This is a genomic window from Argonema galeatum A003/A1 (genome assembly GCF_023333595.1).
In the GTDB taxonomy this organism is placed as follows: domain Bacteria; phylum Cyanobacteriota; class Cyanobacteriia; order Cyanobacteriales; family Aerosakkonemataceae; genus Argonema; species Argonema galeatum.
In genome coordinates, this window is the sequence record NZ_JAIQZM010000015.1 from 59,365 (window position 1) to 77,345 (window position 17,981).

11 protein-coding genes are annotated in these 17,981 nt (G+C 42.3%); 5 read left to right on the forward strand and 6 right to left on the reverse strand.

Annotation, left to right across the window (positions count from 1 at the left end):
* Window positions 1-103: 103 nt before the first annotated feature.
* The gene (locus LAY41_RS16905; protein WP_249100258.1) at window positions 104-850 is read right to left on the reverse strand and encodes a PEP-CTERM sorting domain-containing protein; all 747 of its coding nucleotides are present in this window, start codon (window positions 848-850) and stop codon (window positions 104-106) included.
* A gap of 89 nt (window positions 851-939) precedes the next feature.
* Window positions 940-1,977, reverse strand: coding sequence for a GNAT family N-acetyltransferase (locus tag LAY41_RS16910; RefSeq protein ID WP_249100261.1), 1,038 nt, complete (start codon window positions 1,975-1,977; stop codon window positions 940-942).
* Window positions 1,978-2,052: 75 nt separating this feature from the next.
* Here LAY41_RS16910 and LAY41_RS32310 point away from each other — a divergent pair, with 75 nt between their 5' ends.
* Together LAY41_RS32310 and LAY41_RS16915 are read left to right on the forward strand one after the other, a co-directional pair.
* Window positions 2,053-2,184, forward strand: a complete 132-nt coding sequence (locus LAY41_RS32310) for a hypothetical protein (RefSeq protein ID WP_275974197.1) — start codon at window positions 2,053-2,055, stop codon at window positions 2,182-2,184.
* Window positions 2,185-2,342: 158 nt separating this feature from the next.
* Complete coding sequence (locus LAY41_RS16915; protein WP_249100264.1) at window positions 2,343-2,486, forward strand: hypothetical protein; 144 nt, start codon at window positions 2,343-2,345, stop codon at window positions 2,484-2,486.
* A 123-nt stretch (window positions 2,487-2,609) separates the two neighbouring features.
* Here the strand turns inward: LAY41_RS16915 and LAY41_RS16920 are convergent, their stop codons facing one another.
* Genes LAY41_RS16920 through LAY41_RS16930 form a run of 3 tightly spaced genes read right to left on the reverse strand, consistent with a single transcriptional unit; the run spans window position 2,610 to window position 3,648 of the window.
* The gene (locus tag LAY41_RS16920; RefSeq protein WP_249100266.1) at window positions 2,610-2,894 is read right to left on the reverse strand and encodes a hypothetical protein; all 285 of its coding nucleotides are present in this window, start codon (window positions 2,892-2,894) and stop codon (window positions 2,610-2,612) included.
* A gap of 14 nt (window positions 2,895-2,908) precedes the next feature.
* Complete coding sequence (locus tag LAY41_RS16925; RefSeq protein ID WP_249100270.1) at window positions 2,909-3,244, reverse strand: XisI protein; 336 nt, start codon at window positions 3,242-3,244, stop codon at window positions 2,909-2,911.
* Window positions 3,232-3,648, reverse strand: a complete 417-nt coding sequence (locus tag LAY41_RS16930; RefSeq protein ID WP_249100272.1) for an element excision factor XisH family protein — start codon at window positions 3,646-3,648, stop codon at window positions 3,232-3,234. Before LAY41_RS16930 ends, LAY41_RS16925 begins: the two co-directional genes overlap by 13 nt.
* 344 nt (window positions 3,649-3,992) lie before the next feature.
* Between LAY41_RS16930 and LAY41_RS16935 the strand changes: the two genes are divergently transcribed.
* The 3 genes from LAY41_RS16935 (at window position 3,993) to LAY41_RS16945 (ending at window position 5,186) form a co-directional block, all read left to right on the forward strand.
* Window positions 3,993-4,412, forward strand: coding sequence for a XisH family protein (locus LAY41_RS16935; protein ID WP_249100275.1), 420 nt, complete (start codon window positions 3,993-3,995; stop codon window positions 4,410-4,412).
* Window positions 4,400-4,732, forward strand: a complete 333-nt coding sequence (locus LAY41_RS16940; RefSeq protein ID WP_249100277.1) for a XisI protein — start codon at window positions 4,400-4,402, stop codon at window positions 4,730-4,732. The genes LAY41_RS16935 and LAY41_RS16940 overlap by 13 nt, the downstream gene beginning before the upstream one ends.
* Before the next feature lie 193 nt (window positions 4,733-4,925).
* Window positions 4,926-5,186: a ssr2422 family thylakoid membrane protein gene (locus LAY41_RS16945; RefSeq protein WP_249100279.1), complete on the forward strand. Its 261-nt coding sequence runs from the start codon at window positions 4,926-4,928 to the stop codon at window positions 5,184-5,186.
* Window positions 5,187-5,649: 463 nt separating this feature from the next.
* On the opposite strand, the gene LAY41_RS16950 is transcribed toward LAY41_RS16945, so the two are convergent.
* On the reverse strand, window positions 5,650-17,981 hold a 12,332-nt coding region (locus tag LAY41_RS16950; RefSeq protein WP_249100283.1), incomplete at its 5' end, for a S8 family serine peptidase.

Genomic DNA, 17,981 nt, shown 5'->3' on the forward strand with positions numbered 1-17,981 from the left:
TTGAGTTTCCCCGATTAAATTTGTGGGGGACAGGCAGGATGCCCATCCGACAACAGTAAATTAATATATTGTGGAGCGGCATCTTGCCTGTCAGTGTCTTGGTTCAAGATCTGAGTTTATTTACCTGCACCAACTTAGAGTGGGCTAATTTTTGTTGGTGGTGCGATCGCCGACTCGCTCCCAAAGCAGCCAATCCTAACAATCCTATTACAAAAGATGGTTCGGGAACCGATCGAGGTTGGGGAACCGATGGAGGTTCGGGAAGCGCCCTTGAAATAGCGCCCACAGCATCTATATCTGCCCCTAGAAACTGGTCAAATTTTCCCAGCCAAGTGGTTTCGTTTCCTTGGTTAGGATCGTCGGTCAAACGGACGTAGGAAAATAAATCTTGTCGTCCCCACCCAAAGGCATCTATATCGATACCGCTAGTGCTTCCAGAAGCCTTACCCAAACTGTGCCATCCCAAGCCGTCTTTACTGATTTCGACAAATGTGTTTTCTACATCGAAACCTGTTTCAAAAATCCATAAATCTGGGGTATTGTTGCCACTTCCAGTTAAGATATTATTGGTGAACTGTAAAGTTAAACTACCTCCAACTCCCAAAGATACATTGCAAGATAAAGAAAGGAATTCGCAATCTGGTATTCCTAAAGCGTTTGAGGTATTTCTAGCAATTTCTATGGGACTCCCATGCTTAATAACAGGGTTATAAGATACTACTTTATCGGTAAAAGAAATTGCTCCGTCTGGAAATTCTACACCGCCAAAGGTAGCAGCTTTAGCGCTATTGGCTGCTTGTAGGATGAGAACTGCTGCTCCGGCTATGCCTATGAATGTTTTTTGCCACATGATATGACCCTGGGGTTCAAAAGAAAGTTGTTGGTCAGTTGAACGCTATCACTCAGATGGGATTAAGAAAGGAGGGATTATCTGGTATTTTACACCAAAAGCGGTTGTTTGAATACTGGCATCCCATCGGGCGATCGCACAATTTTCCCGTCCTTACCCCGTTCCACTTGGCAGAAAACGCAGTTTCCCTCAGCATCTCGCTTCAGGCGAAGTCCTCCTTCCACTAATTCATAAGCTGGTGGATGGAACTGCACAATGCCTTGGTGTTCCATAATTCGATCGCTTTCATCCCGCAATACGGGACAAACTACTAATTCGCCGCTAGCATCGAATACCCAATTATTTTCCTTCGGATCGCGCAATGGTGTGGGGTAAATTGGCAAATTGTCGGCGGTGAGAATTAATTCGCCTTTTTCATCCCGTAAAGGCATTAAAAATATTGGTTCGCCATTAGGTTTGCGGACGAGTTCGTTGGTGTGGGGGTCACGCAAAGGAATGGCGCTGGGTGCGGGTGGGGTGACTTCCGGTAATTCTGGATGGGGGGGATGCAAGCTGGGTAATTCCGCATCTTTGGCGATATCGTAATGGCGGGTATATTGCACTGCTGCTTTCTGGAAACCGAGGCGTTCTAGTAAGGATTGAATCCCGGTTTGTTCGGCAGAAATTAGCACGTCGATATCGGTAACTTGCAGAGATTCTGCTTTTTGAATACCTGCTTCAATTAATTGTTTAATTGCTTCTGGATGTCGGTGTTTCGGTTGCACGTAAAGTCCCAAAACAGAACCAACCCGGCGCGGTTGAAAGGGATTTTCTCGTTCTTGGTGTTGGCGCAATTCTTCCGGTAAAGTTGCTGGTGGGTTTTCGTCGTAGGTGTAGGCGAAGAAAAAGCCGACGATGGATTTATTGTTATCTTCTAATACCCAACAGAAGGAGAGAGGTTTGGTTAATTGATAGGCGACATATTGCTCAAAATCATATTTGGGTTTGAGAATCATGGAAGGGTCGGCGGATTCTCTTTCTTGTGAGAAGGCGGACATGAGGGGTGCGATCGCTTTGGCATCTTCTGGGGTGGCGAGGCGATGGGTGTATGGCATGGTTGGAGATTTGGAGAAAAATGAAGCTTTCATAGTGTTTTTTCCTTTGGAAAGATGAGGTTTAATGATGTGAATCGTATTTCGATTAATTTCAGGTAGGCGATAATAATGCTACGCATCGCTGGCGCGAACTCACTTTTTATCGATCGCTTGCCACTGCATTTGGCAGAAAATGGCAAAATCTGCCATAATGGGAGTGAAATACATCAGGTTTGGATTCTGGAACTGCAACGCCGATGAGCGATATGCCTCCGGCACGCTAGCGCGATCGCGATTGGTCAGAAATTCGTCAAACAGTGCGTCAGAGAATTGCGAAACGTCAAGAGTTGAGCTAGGGGTAATGAGCGAAGTTAATTAACCCGTAATTTCCCCACGTTTGGAAGGAAAAGGAGAATTGAATGAACGTCGAACAAACCATTACTATTGAAAACATAAGAAACATTTCAGGAGAAGATTTTTTGAGCTTGTTAAGACAAATAGGGATATTTGGAAATGCGATCGCACATCTTCACTGCTTTATTTTCCCTGTTGATTCAATTTGAGCTTGTAAACTACATTATCTCACTTAAGTCTTAATGTCAAGTGATAAGGCAATATTCCTGTCAAGTGCCTCAAAAGCTTAGTATTACCTGGGAAAAACCTAATTTGGCCGCTACTCACTAAAGTTACAAAATGTAAACTGCGATCGGCTGGCGGGAAGTGAGGGAAAGGAGAGAAGTAGGCGGGCGGTGTGCGATCGCATTCTCTTGACCAATTCTTAAGTATTTGCTGTGATGGTTGGGGTTGCCGTAGAGGTATTGGGTTGTGCCATTTTCATCGGTACGAGCATCCCGACGGTTCATGCTGTCGTAGGTGTAGGTGATAGTTTGACCTTGAAACCATGCCGGAGGTGAGTGCAAGGCTAGGAAATCAAGCTCAGAGTTGATGATAGTAATAGCTGAGGAATTCATGGTAATTTCTGTTGTTAATTAAGGGCAAATTCTGTGAATTTTCGAGCATTTGGATCGTGAAAACCAAGGATAATTGATTGTTTGGGTATTCCTAACTGAATCAGTTGATTGGCAACCCCTACCTCCGTGCCGTCATGCTGAATCCAAATTTTATCGCCCTTGATATCAATATGAATCAAGCAACTAAATACGCGGCGATCGCCCTCCCAGCCAATTGTTGCCAACTGATAATGATCGTTTTGGGTATCGGCGATCGTAAATTGCTCTATGTCTCCATAGGAAGGCTTATACTTATTGTGTTCTGCAAGTACCTGCTGAACCAATTGGCGATATTGTTCTAGTTGTTCCATTGTACAATTACCTCTTGTTCGGGATCGAAAACGAGTACCTTAACATGGTATTCAGAAATACTCAACTGTGCTAATTCTCCAAAGAAAAAGTTACGATACACTTTGACTGGGACTGCTAAAAAAAGAACTCGATTTGGATCTTTGACTTTTAATGCAACTCGATAGTTCAGAAACTGTCCTAAAGCATGATGAAATTCTGATGTTGTAGAAGGAGATAAAAAACTTTTGATTTCAACAGCAATCTGGATGTTGTCTTTCTGGGCAGCAATCAACTGCTCTGCACCTAAATCAATTTCCAGCCGACCGGAAGACAATTCTAGCACCAGTGGGTCATGGGTAATCAGCCAACCCTCTTTTTGCAGGGCTACCTTGACTGTATTGTGATAAACATCCTTGGCAGACATAAGGCGATCGAGTTCAGTGGGGTTGACTAATCTTTATTAACAATTATACAATCCATCTATGATATAACCCACAATTGAACTTGGGGAATGCTTCGCCCTAGCCCCCGCGATCAGAGCAAAACTCAGACCAAAACTTGCGATCGCCAAACAGTTTTTCCAACCTTAACGCGGGGGCAGGGCGAAGCATTGGCCGATATATATTTTGGGTATGATTTCAATATTGTCCTAGCTTTGAGCTATAATTTGATCGAAAGGCTACGCTTTTAACTTGTCGAAGGTTACTTACTAAGTTATAATTCTAAGAATAGATACTTTTTGTATCTAGTAAAAATCCATTTTTAATCATGTCAGCCAAAGATATCTTTCACAACACGGTACGTTCAGCTTTGGAGAAAGATGGATGGACAATTACCCGCGATCCTCTGTTTTTAAAAGTAACTCTGCAAGTGAAAATTCAGATAGATTTGGGAGCGGAAAAGTTGCTCTCGGCTGAAAGGGGTACTCAAAAGATAGCAGTGGAGGTAAAAAGTTTTGTTGGCTTATCAGCGTTGTCGGAATTCCATACGGCTGTTGGTCAGTTTCTTAACTATCGGGTAGCATTGGAGAAAATGGAATCAGAACGAGTGCTGTATTTGGCTGTACCAAAAGATATTTATCAAGATTTTTTTACAGACTTGTTTGTTCAAGCGGTGTTGGAACGATATCAAATAAAGGTGTTGGTTTTTCATGTACAGAAACAGGAGATAACTTTATGGAAAGATTAAATTATCGTGAGTTAGTTCAGAAAATCATACATCAACACGCCAGCGAGCAGTCAGAGGAAGATGTAGAAACCACTGAAATTGTTTTTGATACAGAGCGCGATCGCTATTTGTTGTTATATGTGGGATGGCGTGATGAAGAACGAATGTATGGATGTCCGATTCATATCGATATCAAAGATGAAAAGATTTGGATTCAGCGAGATTTTACGGAAGAAGGATTGGCGGTGCAGTTGGTGGAATTAGGCGTACCGAAAACGGATATTGTCTTAGGATTTCGAGCGCCTTATGTTAGGAAATTTACTGAATTTGCAATGGCTTAAATTTTGAATTACTAACGGGCAATCGCACTCTGTTTAACTTACAGAAAGAGAGGGGGCGATCGCCTAAGTTTTGTGACCATTCGATCGCCCTGATGTCATCCACGCGATCGCACTCCGTTTAACTTACAGAAAGAGAGGGGGCGATCGCTCCAGCAATATAGTACAATAGAATTATCCAGTTAAAAAAACATAAATGACCACTACATCCAAAAACGAACCAACCTTGCTAGATGTAATTGAAAAGTTGGACAATCTATCGACAGATGTGAATAAGCTATCGACAGATGTAGATAATCTATCGACAGATGTGGATAAGCTATCGAGGGATTCTGAGAAGTTTAACGATCGCTTTTCTAATTACCAGCAAGCAACTCAGTGGGTGGTGCAACTTGCTTTCACTTTAATTGCTAGTGCGACTATTACGGTAATTATCACTTCAGTGCTGCGGAAGTAATAAATTAAATAGGCGATCGCACTCCGTTTAACTTACAGAAAAAGGCCGATCGCACTCCGTTTAACTTACAGAAACAGAGGGGGCGATCGCGTGGTTTTGGGAAAGGCCGATCGCCCGTTCTTTTTGGCGGGGAATAGCCAATATGCGATCGTCATAAAACAAGACTCCTTTTTTGAGGTTAAATAGAGCGCGATCGCGCTTTGGGTAAGTTGGAGAATAATCTTGTTCTATTCCTTATTTTTAATTTGGTAAAAAAATACAACAATGTCCTAGTTTTCAGGGTTGAATTTTACTTTAAATTTACGATTTGGAAAATTGTAAAAGCTATAGCTACTTCAACATTAGTTAGATCCTCCAAAAAGATAGTCTCTTAAAGAAAAATGAGCGCCATTTGCGGTTTTCCACTCCTGAAATTCTCTTAGCTGTTCTATATTCAGAGATAAGTGTTTTATGGACATGGGTTTTATGGTATCTCCTCTGGTCGAGCTTTTATAGCTAGTTTCTCCTCGGAGGAGAAAAGTTTACCACTCATGGGAGATCTATTGTTTTCACTTATATTGTATTTATATCCTACAACATGCGGTGGTGATACACCATTATGATCCCTGCCTACTAAGTCTACACGCTTAATTATGAGCCCATTTTTGTTATAAACAGCATAGTTGGTTATTTGGTTCCCATTAGCTTTATAGAGAACTCCGTTCGGAGGTCCATTAGTCGGTAATTTTTTACCAGAAAACTTTGTTCCATTGTTTATAAGATTCTTCGCTGGGGTACCAACTGTCCAATCAAAAAGTTTATTTGAAAGCAGTAGTTCTTGAGAAGTTAATCCTCCGCTATAACCTCGTGATGGAGATTTTGGTATTGGAACCTGAACATATAATTCAGGGATTTCTAATGCCTTTGGACTGTTCTTAAGGAGATTAACACCAGTATTAACACCTCCATATACAACAGCCCCACTAACAAGCCCAGCAATGGTTATACCGTAAGCATGAATGGTAGGTTCTAAAGAATTTGCCCCTTCATTTGCTAGTATCTTTCCTGCTGAGTTAATATTCGATTCTATTTCGCTCGAAGATATATTACCCTCAGAGCTATCTTTGGCAAGTTGATCGGCAGCCCACCAAGCGTGTTGAATAGCTTTGGAGGCTTCAATAAGTGTAGTTATTTTATTCTGTTCGAGATTGTATGCCATATAAGCAAGTCCAAAAGGTGCACTCACCGCTAGAGCAACATCTACAACTCCATTTACTATTGGAATACATTGTGCTAAAGCTATGCCTCCAGCAAACAACGCTCCATCTTTAGCAGCAGTAGTCATAGCAGCAAGGAATGCAGGGTCTGTCAATCTTTGCCCAATCTCACCTGGCAAGTATGGTAATGACTTTTGTACAATGAGCCAAAATGCTTCTCTCTGAGTTAAAGGGTGAGATTCACTCGAACTCGGATAAGTTACTCCGTCAATTGCTGCTGAAACAGTCGAAATATTGGGAAGTTTGGTATTCTCAAACTCTTGCTTTAGTTCTTGATATTTTTCCAAGTAACGATAAGCTAATTCTTTCTTTGTTTCTTGTGAAAGGTTAGGTACTAATTCAGCCTGCTGTTCAGGTGAAAATTTACCTATGACACTTATTTGATCCTCTATTGGAAGATAATCTATTACCTCAGCTTGTAACGCAGGATCAAGCCCTTCAAGCCTTTCTGCTACTTCAGCAGGAGATGAATCTAGCTCAATAATTTCATCAACGATTATCTCTGCTGAATCAGCAAGCTCTTCTTCAGGACACTGACACGGACAATCACATTCACCACCAGCAACTAAATTATCAACCCACTTCTGAATATCATCACCCAATCCATCCAAAATATCCCCTAACCCTTCTAACACTCCCTCTAAACCACCAGTGATAAACTTGCTAACACCAATCCCAACAGAACTAACGTTTTCTAAAATGTTGGCAATTTTCTCCCCTGGAGATTCAACACCATCATTAAAATCATTCGTCCAAGTTTTCCCTAACGAGACAACGCCTTTAATGATGTTGCCAATGCCGCCAACCCAATCTCCTGATTGAATTGCTTTAATCCCACCATAAATTAAAGTAGGAGCTTTGGATAGGGACTCTAATACTTTGTAGCCAAATTTTCCAATGTCACTCAGGCCACTTAATCCACCTTGAACGAAGCCAGAAATACCACTGGTAGCCGCACCAGCAAGTCCACCCATAATTTGCAGGAAACCCATAATCTTGTCACCCGACAAGAGATTTCGCACCCCATTGAAAGCACCTGAAGCTAAAGACTGGAAGGCTTTTATAGTGCTGAAAACTTTTTGAGCGACGGCTTGAGTCATGCCCATAACCATTGACTGACCTGCTTTGAGGGCATTACCGATCGCACCGCCGACAAAATTCGCCCCAGCCATTACTGCACTAAAAATAGCTCCCATCCAGTCGCCATTTATCGCAGCTTGCACAACATTTATCGCGCCACCGATCGCACCCAAAGCCAGACCTATTAAATTAGCACCTGGTACAAAAGTCAGAACTGCACCAAGGAGCGAAAAAACAGTTGAGACAATGCCTAAAATCTTATTCCAAAAAGCCTTTTTCCGAGCTTTCCGTTCCGCAACCCGCTGCTTAATAATCTCATCGAGCATTTTCTTCCCTTGCTCGGCCAAATCGTTAGACATCTCAACCGCTTGTTCAGCATAAGCAATCTTAATCAAAGCCTCCTGATACAACGGATCGATAATCTGTTTCTCACCCGACAATTGTTCAGATTTCTGCAACTCTTCCAAGAATTGTTGAGACGCACCTTGCAAATCTGATTGAGCCGTTTGTAATAGCTGATTATCCCACTGTTCCTCTAAATCAATGCGATTAATCTCAGTCTTATACTGGTCAATTTGCCCAATCAAACCGCCCATCGCCTTGAGCAGATTATCCTGAATTGTAGTCGCTTCTTTCCCTTGCAAAGCTTCGTGAATATCGCCCCGCGCTTCTGCTAATAACGCCTTCACATCATCAGGTAAATCCGGTTGCTGAGTTTCCAAATCTTTCAGCGAAGTAAGCAGTCCCGCGAGTTGAGTTTGCAACTGCATCGGATCTTCCGTTGGATCTAACGTTGCTAACCCCAACTGTCCCCGCGCCTGATTCAAATTTTGTCGCAAATTATCCTCAGCTTGCAGTTGTTTCAGTTGCTCAATTTTCGCCGTCGTTTCCTTCCGTTGACGATCTAATTCCAAGCGATCGCGCTCTTGTCGCTCTTTCACCGCTTCATCAATATTAGCCTGACGATTTTGGGCAATTTCTTGCTCTAATTGCGCCTGTGCCAAATTGAGTTTTTCCAGTGTAACTAACTGGATAAAAGTTTGCTCCGTTTGTTCGCGAATCCGGGTAATCCCATCCAAACTAGCTTGGGCGATCGCTAATTCCTGCGTTTTCTTCTCGCGTTCAGCCTGAGTTTCCGCAACCTTAGCATTCAAATCACTTAACAATTGAGCAGCAATTTCTTGTTGCGATTGCAAAGTTTTCATCTGCGCTTCTGCCGTTTCCTTCGCTTGACGGAAAGCATCAGCTTGAGCTTGGGCGCGACGTTGTAACTCCCGATTATTCAGCATTTCGCCGTAATATTGGTTGGCCAGCATTTGGTCTTGGGCATTACCTGCACCACCCGCACAACCACCGCGATCGCTTGCTAAATCGCTATAATCTCGGTAGTACATCTCCGCCGCCGTCGCCATATCATTACGTTGGGCAACATTCAATAAAGCCTTAGCTTCTTGATTACCCGCAGCCGTTGCTTGCTGCAAACGCTGAATAATTTGGAACTCAAGATTATTGACTTCTTGCTGTTTTTGTGCAGCTTGCAAAGTGTAATTAGCATTCGATTGCGTAGCCTCCACCAACGCTTTAAGAATCTGTTGATGTTCCTTAGCCGCCTTCAAATGTTCATCATTTTGCGCTAACAAATCCGTTTTTAATTGTTGCAAAGGAGCCGTAAGTGCCTGACTTGCAGCTTCCGCTTGTTCTGCCAATCGTTGCGCTTCGGCCAAAGCAGCACGGGCATCATTTAATTGTTGTTGCAAATTGCTGTAATCAGCATCGGGGTCTTGAATGTAGGCATCTAACAGCCGTTGTTCTGCCAGAATCACCTCATTTTGTGCCGTCAACATCGTGCGTTTTTGGGTGAGAGCCGTTTGCTCTGCTGTTAATATCGCAGCCTTATTATTCAGCAATTGTAAGGAGCGATCGACTTGAACTAAATTAGTATTCAAATCATCCAAAGCTCCCCCAGTCACACCTTGATTCTGCAAATTAATAATCTGATTTTGCAGCGATCGCCGTTGCTGTTCTAGGCTCGTATTCAGCACTTTAGTGCTTTCTAATTCCGTACTCAATCCCACCATTTGACGTTCAACATTCTGTTCAGCATCCGCTAATTGTTGCTGAGTTTCAATCGCTTTGGTATTTAGTTCGCCACGACGTTGCAAAATGTCAGCAATAGCCGCGCGATACTCCTCAGAATCAGTATCATATTCTTGCCATTCTTGCCGCACTTTAGCATTTTGCGCGGCGGCTTCAGCTTCAGCTTGTTCTAACTGTTGCTGAATGATAGGAAGGAGGTTTTCTAAACTGGCAAGTTGAACTTTATCCCCTGGAATTGATTGTCGTGCAGCTTCTAATTCAGCATAGAAATTACGCGCTTCGTCAATAGGAGGTTCAGCTTGATTTGCCGCATCGTTAGCAGCAATCCATTGATTTTTTAGCGGTTCAATACGTTCTTTTTCCTTGCGCCATTTGTCAGCTTCAACTAAATGAGCATATCCTTGGGCCCGTAACTGAGGGAATATTTGAGAATAGTCTTGCCAGGCAATCCAGTTATAGTCAACGTGCTGTTCCATCCAACACTGTCTATGGCGGCGTTTACCAGCACATCTTTCTTCGTACCAATAGGGGCCATTTTTACGACTGACATTCCAATTATAAGCCGCTTGTTGTTCATACCAAGCTGCTTGAGCTAAAGCGGCATAACCTTGAGCTTCATGGGATGCCTGTTCTGATTTTGCTTTATCAAATAGCGCTTGATTTGGGTTGCGTCCTTCTACTGCTTCGGCATTAAGTAAAACATCAGCGTAGGGATTATTTAGTAGGTTAGAAATTTCCTGAGTGGGATTTTTCCCTTCTAAAGTTTCTCCTTTTAACAAGTCAATTGCCGTACCATTATCAGGATATTTAGCAAGGAAAGCTGCACGGCGAGTTTTCTCATCTCCTGGTGTTTTGAGATAGTCTTTCAATTCCTGAGATTCAACACCATAACGAATCGCGATCGGTGCAATTTCTTCCCACAATTTAGCATCTTGCTCAATCCGTAACTTAATCCGTGCGATCGCATCCTCAGTAGAAGTGAAAGCAGTATCCAATTCATCAGCACGATTTTCAACTACACCAAGAGTCGTAATCCCATCTTCTAAATCAGCGTGAATGCGATTATAATTCCCATCGGGTTCTGCCAATTGATCGTTGATATAAGTAATCAATTCATCAACCGACTTCGATAAATCCTGTTGTTGTGTAACCAGTGCCTTTGTCTGCTGATTCCCAGCTAACAATTGTTCCGTCCAATTGGTGACACCCAAACGCAAATCTTGGTTAATTTGGTCTGCCAATTGCACATGATCTAACACCGTCCCAGATTTAATCGCCGCATCTGCCGCATTTTCCGAATTCAATTGAGACTGTAAAGCTTCAATTCGTCCATCATTACTCTCAAGTTTTTGACGAATTTCCAACTCTTGCTTTTGACGCAAAGGAGTCAACGCCTCTGTTGCCTGTTTCAGCAATTCTTTTAACTCATTAGCATTACTCTGATTCGATGCTTTCAAAGTTTCCAAATTGCCTAATTGTGTCTTAGCTTTCTCAATCAAATTTGTCAGCACTTGCTTGCTCACATCATCTTGAGTATTAGCTAATTCTTGCTGCCAATTAGCAATCTGTTGATTTTGACTATTGATTTGATTTCCTAAGTCATTCCCCACAGTTTTTAATTGTTCCAAATGGGTATTGACTTGCGGCTCCACTTGTGTTGCAAAGAAATCGACATCGGACTCAGAAGCGAGAATCCCAAACCCAATCAACTGACGCAAAGCTGTCGAATGTAACTGAGTAGTTTGAGATAGTTCAGCCGCTAAATTTTGCGCCTGAGTCGTTGCCGTTTGGATAATTTGAGTCTGTTTATTTTCCTGAACTTGTAGCGGTTCTAAGCGTTTGTTGACGGTGGTAATTTCACCTTGGATTGTGATGATTTGCGACTCTATTTGAGGAATCGTTTGTCCCAAACCTGCTAACTCAGATTGCTTCTTAGCAATATCAGATGTTTGCTGGGATATCTTTTGATTAAGTTCATTAATCTTTGCCAGAGTATCTTGTCGCTGTTTCCATAAGCGATTACGCATATCTGCAACAAAGGAACCTTGCTGCAAACTAGCACGATAAGCATCAGCTTCAGCAGCATTATAAGCGTAGGAACTGCCATTCCATTGCCATATCCTTTGTTGATGTGTGGCCGCATCATTGAGATAATATCGCTCCAATGCAGCTAGTGAATCGTCGTTGTCAATTAAGCTTTGCAGGAGTAAGTTTTGATTCCCTAGTTGTAGCTTAGTAAATTCGAGGGCTTGTTGGGTATCAGTAATCGATTTTTGGATAGATTTCGCCCGATCCAAATTGCCCTGAGTATCCTTCAATTGTTGTTGTAAGGATAGCAAGCGATCGCGGTCTGGTTGTCCAGCTTTACGAACATCTAATAACGCTTGAGTTGCGATCGCTTGTTCCTGAGTTGTTTGTTGCCAAGACTGCCAATTTTGCTGATATTTCTGCTCTAAAACCCCAGCTTTGTTGAGCAAATCTAAGCGGCTTTGTAAGCGTTCAACTTCTGCATTAACTTGGTCAAAGTATTTATCAGTGAGTTCAATCTCGCGATATTTCTCAATTAGCTTTTGTTCAAGATCGGATTTTTGTTGATTCAGTTGTGCCAGTTCTGCAATTAAACCCTCTCGCTGCTGTTGTTGATTGCCAAGCTGAGTATTTAACCCGTTTAATTGGTTCTGAGTTTGGTTGATTTGAGATTGCAGATTGTTAACTTGCTGGGTAATTGCTTGCAATTCTTGTTGCAGTTGTTGGAGTTGAGTTTGTTGGTTAGCCAGTTGCGAATTTAATGCCTGTTGCTGCTGATTTAAAGACTGCTGTTGTTGTTGTAAAGTAGCAATTTGTTGCTGAGTTGCGGCAATTTTAGGCTGTAAAGTAGCAGATAGTTGTTGCGCTTGTTGATTCGCTAAATCTCGTTGCCAAGCTGAATTATTAGCTGCTGCTTGTTCAGCATTTCGGTTAGCTTCAGCTTGTGGGTTATAAACCCAACCGTAAACTGGTTGCCAATTAGATATCCACTGTCTCCCTCTTTTTCCACCCCAATAACCTTGGTCTTGCCATCCTACAACTCCCCAAGTATTAACCTGACTATTCCAGTAATTAGCATTAGCTTGATGCTGTTGCAGTTGCTGTTCTAAGGAGTTAACATTATTATTCGCTTGATTAATTTGATTCTGATAACCTTGCACGACAGACTGCTGTTGCTGAATATCAGAAGTATTAGCAGAAATCTGATTTTGCAGATTAGTAACCTGAGATTGAGTAGCAGCGATTACCCCCTCTTGTTGCTGAATTTCTCCCGACTTTTGTGCTAAAGAATCTTGTGTTTGTGTTAGCTGATTTTGCAGTGAATTTAAAGATGCTTGAGTTTGCGCGATCGCACTTTCCGTCCCCGCAATTTGCTTCTCTTTCGCCGCAATCTCTTTTTGTTTCCCCGGAATCAGATTATCTTCCAAATTGGCTTTCTGCAAACCCAACTCCCGATATTCCCGATTCAGCTTATCTAAATCATTCTGAGTCTGATTTTCTTCAGCTTTAGCATCAGCAAGACGTTGAGCCAAATTATCAAAACCTTCTAAGAAATTCGCACCACTTCCCTCCATCAATTTCAGCTTTTCGATTTTGGATGTGGGATTAATAGAAGCAGGTGCGGTTTCCAATTCCTTAATTAAGCCAGAAATTGCCAATCTTTCAGGAGAATCTGCGATCGCTTGCGCCAACTGATCTTGCTGTAACTTCGCCCAATCTAACTCCTGATTAATCGTTGCCAAATGGTCATTCCAATAATTCAGTTGTTGGCGCAAACTATCGCTAGGTGTTTTCGTCAATTGACTAGACAACTGCTGCATTTTTAACTGCACATCCAGCTTTTCATCTGACAATTGTTGAATGGATTTTTGCACAGACGTCAACCGTTCCCGATAAGGCAATAAGAAACCCGCCGTCTCTAAGAAATTCTGTAAATCCTTCTGTGCCTTAGCGCGTTGTGTTTGAATTGCTTCTACTTCTGTCTGCGTTTCCTTCAACCGATTTTCTGTTAAATCAGTCGCCTGTTGTTGCGTCGGAATTTTCTGATTTTCTAGCTTTTGCAATTCCTCTTGAGCTTGAGAAATCTGCAAATTCAGCGTTTCTAACTTCTGCTGCTGTACGGGTGTATGTAAAGCTAATAAATCTTTTTCAGCTTGTAAACGCAGTGCATCAGCATCAATTTCATAATCAATCCCCTGTTTCAAAACAGGCCAATCTCTGAGACGAGTTTGTAATTTTTCTACTTGTTGTTGTAGAGCAGTTGCCTGTTGTTGTGCTTGTTGTGCTAACTGTTGGTAATTATTTCGTTCTCCAGCAGCAACATTTGCCAAATATTGAGCTTGATTCGCAGGTGCAATATGTTCGGGATAGTGTACCGTACCATAAACAGGTTCGGTACGTTTTCCAGAGCGGCGAGTACCAACTTGTTCCCAGCGATTAGTTAAGGAATTATGCCAATTAGCAGTATCTTGATTTGCTTGGCGGCGTTGTTCTGCAACAGCAGCTTGTTGGAAATATTGATTGGCAATTTTTTGCTGTTCTGCTGCTTGTTCTTGTAACAATTGCAGAACTTTAGTACCATCTTCAACACTACCTGCACCCAAATCTAAATTATTTTGCCGCCCTTCTAAGAAGTCAGCGTATTGATTTAACAGGTTACTTTGTTGTTGCGCTTGCTGGGATAATTGCGTCATCGATTGGCTGTTTTGTGCCGATATTCCCGCTTGCCAATTATACGTATCTTTGCGTTTTTGCTGATTCGGATCGATAGCCCAACCCCAAGTTTGTGTTGTTCTTCCAGAAGTTCCTCTTTGACTTCCTACAACTTGCCAACGTTGAGCATTAATTCCAGCCGCAGCATTTTGGTATCGTTGTCTTTCTACATCAAAACCTAGCGCCTGTTGTTGGAATTGTTGCGCCATTTGTTGTTGCTGAAGCGCCGCTTGTCGCACCGCATCGGGATTGAATTGCAAATTATCATCTGCATCTCCAAAGGGATTAGTGAGTTTCTCTTTCGCTTTAGCTAAATCTGATTCTGCTAGGGTAATTTGTTCTTTAATACTGTCTAACAGAGTTTGAGTTTCTTTCTCTAAAGCCGTTTTTTGTTCACCGAATTGTGCTAACTGTGCTTCTAGTTCTTTTTTCCGGGTTTCCAGTGCTTGCAATCGCGTTTCTTCGATTTGATAATGTTGCGTTGCTAAAGCTAAAGCTTCTACCCATTGTTGCGCTTGGGCTGTGGTAATTCCCGCTTGGGTGCTGACTTCTTGATATTTCTTGAAAGCTTCAGCAATTTTATCCCCAACTTGGGTTTGTAAGTCAGATAAAGTAAGATCTGGATTCCCCAAATCAGCTAAAACTTGCCATTCTTCCAGCAGACTTTCTTGGGTATTTTCTAAAGATTTAATTGCCTTCTCAGTACCATCAGAAGCCGCACGTTCTAAAGTTTTCGCCCTTCCTTCACCGCTGAAGGGTTCCCAGAAACCCGGTTTCTCAGAAAAACCGGGTTTCTGTGGCTCAATTAATTGAGCGCGACGCACAGCTTCTTTCACATCCAGCAATCCCGCACCCGTTTGAGCATCCCAACCTGGAGTATTTAAATCTGCTGCGGTTGCTAACAATAACTCCTTAACTTGTTGATAACTCAATCCCGAATTAGCTGCCCAAATTAAAGATGCTGCTGCTGTTACATAAGGAGTCGCCCTAGAAGTACCGACAAACGCATTTGGATCGTCATCCCATTCCCCCCCAGGTGCAACAATTGACAACCCATTACCCATCGCAGAATAGTCGGCGCGTTCCTCTAATTGATTGACAGCACCAACGGTAATAATATTATCAAATTGTTCGGCTGCTGCACCCAAAGCAGACATTTTATCCCCGGTATTTCCAGCCGCAACAACTAATAGGATATTGTGTTCGCGTGCGTATGCGATCGCATTCTGTTCTGCTGGTGTCAATTCATACCGCGTCGTCAGTCCAATATCATCAATTTGCGACAAGTCAAAGCTGAGATTTACTATCCCATGATTCTCGCCAGACAGATGCACTTTATCGACAAACTTAACTAATTGTTCCGCCCAATTTCCATTACTAACTGGCAAAGTATTAAATTTTGCCAACGGGTTAATAGAAGCAAAACTTTCAGTCACTCGCTGAGTATGTTCGCCGCTGAAATCTAGGAATCCTACTTTCGGTTGCTTCGCATTGCTGGAAAGCAAATCTACCGCTTCATCAGCATTAATCAAATAGCTATCCAACAGCGTTTTATCGGGATTGCTTAAAGCTTCTCCCAAAGTTACAGGTAATCCGAATTCTTCCGCAATTTCTTTACTCGATAAAAGTTGTTTCAACGTATTTACGCCAGCATTGCTAATCCCCAACTGCGAGAGAGTTTCAGGTTTATTCAGCAATCGCAAAACATCGGGATCTTGTTGAATTAACAATTCTAATTGCGATAGTGCAATTTCTCCCGCCTCGCTATCCAATCCGTCTGCTAAATCTTGAGAATTTTGCGCCAAAGCATCAGTTAATTGACTCAAAGCTGCATTCGCCGCTTGCGTAGATTCTTGACTCAAAGTGCTAGTTGTCACCGCAAAAGAATGAGTGACAACATTACCCGCATCATCAAACGCACGAATCGCAACATCTGTTACACCAGTTTTCGGTAAACCTGTCAAATGCAGTTGATTTCCATCCAGTTGCACTTGCAGGGATGCGCTATTCCCAGCAATAATTTCATAGTGCAATTTATCTGGATTTGGGTGAGAAAATACTTGCGAGAGGTCAACTGTATTAGTAGGTTGAGTCGGAGTTAGAGTAATATCGCTAACAGGATGTGCGATTTCCAGTTTGATATCCGCATTAGCAGCAAAAGCAAGCAATTCCTTACCCAAAACAGTGTTGCGCCAATCTTTACCGGGTGCGATCGCATCCTCAAAATGCTGTACTGTGGTATTAGCACCCTTCACCTGGAAAATAATATCGTTATAATCTCTGTCTGATTTTCCATCAACTCGCAAATCCTCAAACGCGAAAGTATGACCCTTTCCAGTCACATCTACCATTTGAGCAAATTTCTCATTGCTGGTGGAAATTGAAAATAAGGGACTCTTCGCACCACCAATCTTGGGATTATCAAAAACTTCCTGCACTTTTCCATGAGGAACTAGCATGACAGCAAACTCATCTCCTGGAGTCATGCTGACAGTTTTAGCACCTTGGTAAGTACCAGCATTCCAACTTTGTTCGCCCAATTTTCCGTCAAATCTTGCACCTTCAAGTGCATCGAAAATCACCACATGACCTAATTCTGAGTTGCTAAGTGCGCGATGTGCTGCTTCTTGAATAAACGCCTCAGATCCTGGTTGCAAATGTTCCATTCCCTTGAGGCTGAAAATCGCTAAATCTCCCTGATAGTAACCGCCATCATATAAGTAATCAACGCTGACTTTCCCATTAGAATCAACGGTGAACGCACCAGGTATTACTGATTTCGCGATCGCATCAACGTGCGGTGTCGTATACAGCACCGGATCGGTTACATTTGCATCTGGTGTAACTGTCGAATGTTCGATTACAGGAGTTGATGCGATCGTTCGCTCGACTGTGGGACTCGCGATATTATCGGTAACATTTGAGGATGTTATTGTTGTTTCTTTCTCCTCGCTATTCGGAATTGCGGTAATATTTAATTCACTGTTAGATGCTTTGTTAACGTCGGTGTTAGTTTGAGCGATCGTATCTGAATGAGTTACTTCTATAGTTGGAATCGCATCAGCGGTAACGATCGGCTCAGTAATCGTGTTATCGGAATGAGTTACTTCAACAATTGGAATTTCATTCTTATCCGCCGTAACGATATTTTCAGTAACAGTGTTATCGGAATGAATTACTTCAACATTTGGAATCGCAACTTTGTCAGCAGTAACGATATTTTCCGTAATCGTGTTATCGGAATGAGTTACTTCAACAGTAGGAATCGCATCAGCAGTAACAATATTCTCAGTAATCGTGCGATCGGAATCAGTTACTTCAACAGTAGGAATCGCAATTTTATCAACGGTAACGATCGGATCGGTAATCGTGCGCTCGGAATGAATTACTTCAACAATTGAAATCTCATTCTTATCCGCCGTAACGATATTTTCAGTAACAGTGTTATCGGAATGAATTACTTCAACAATTGAAATCTCATTCTTATCCGCCGTAACGATATTTTCAGTAATCGTGTTATCGGAATGAATTACTTCAACAATTGGAATCTCATTCTTATCCGCCGTAACGATATTTTCAGTAATCGTGTTATCGGAATGAATTACTTCAACAATTGGAATCT

Coding starts and splice junctions, on each gene's coding strand:
- LAY41_RS16905 (WP_249100258.1), bottom strand. CDS start 850: ATGTGGCAAAAAACATTCATAGGCATAGCCGGAGCAGCAGTTCTCATC.
- LAY41_RS16910 (WP_249100261.1), bottom strand. CDS start 1,977: ATGAAAGCTTCATTTTTCTCCAAATCTCCAACCATGCCATACACCCAT.
- LAY41_RS32310 (WP_275974197.1), top strand. CDS start 2,053: ATGCTACGCATCGCTGGCGCGAACTCACTTTTTATCGATCGCTTGCCA.
- LAY41_RS16915 (WP_249100264.1), top strand. CDS start 2,343: ATGAACGTCGAACAAACCATTACTATTGAAAACATAAGAAACATTTCA.
- LAY41_RS16920 (WP_249100266.1), bottom strand. CDS start 2,894: ATGAATTCCTCAGCTATTACTATCATCAACTCTGAGCTTGATTTCCTA.
- LAY41_RS16925 (WP_249100270.1), bottom strand. CDS start 3,244: ATGGAACAACTAGAACAATATCGCCAATTGGTTCAGCAGGTACTTGCA.
- LAY41_RS16930 (WP_249100272.1), bottom strand. CDS start 3,648: ATGTCTGCCAAGGATGTTTATCACAATACAGTCAAGGTAGCCCTGCAA.
- LAY41_RS16935 (WP_249100275.1), top strand. CDS start 3,993: ATGTCAGCCAAAGATATCTTTCACAACACGGTACGTTCAGCTTTGGAG.
- LAY41_RS16940 (WP_249100277.1), top strand. CDS start 4,400: ATGGAAAGATTAAATTATCGTGAGTTAGTTCAGAAAATCATACATCAA.
- LAY41_RS16945 (WP_249100279.1), top strand. CDS start 4,926: ATGACCACTACATCCAAAAACGAACCAACCTTGCTAGATGTAATTGAA.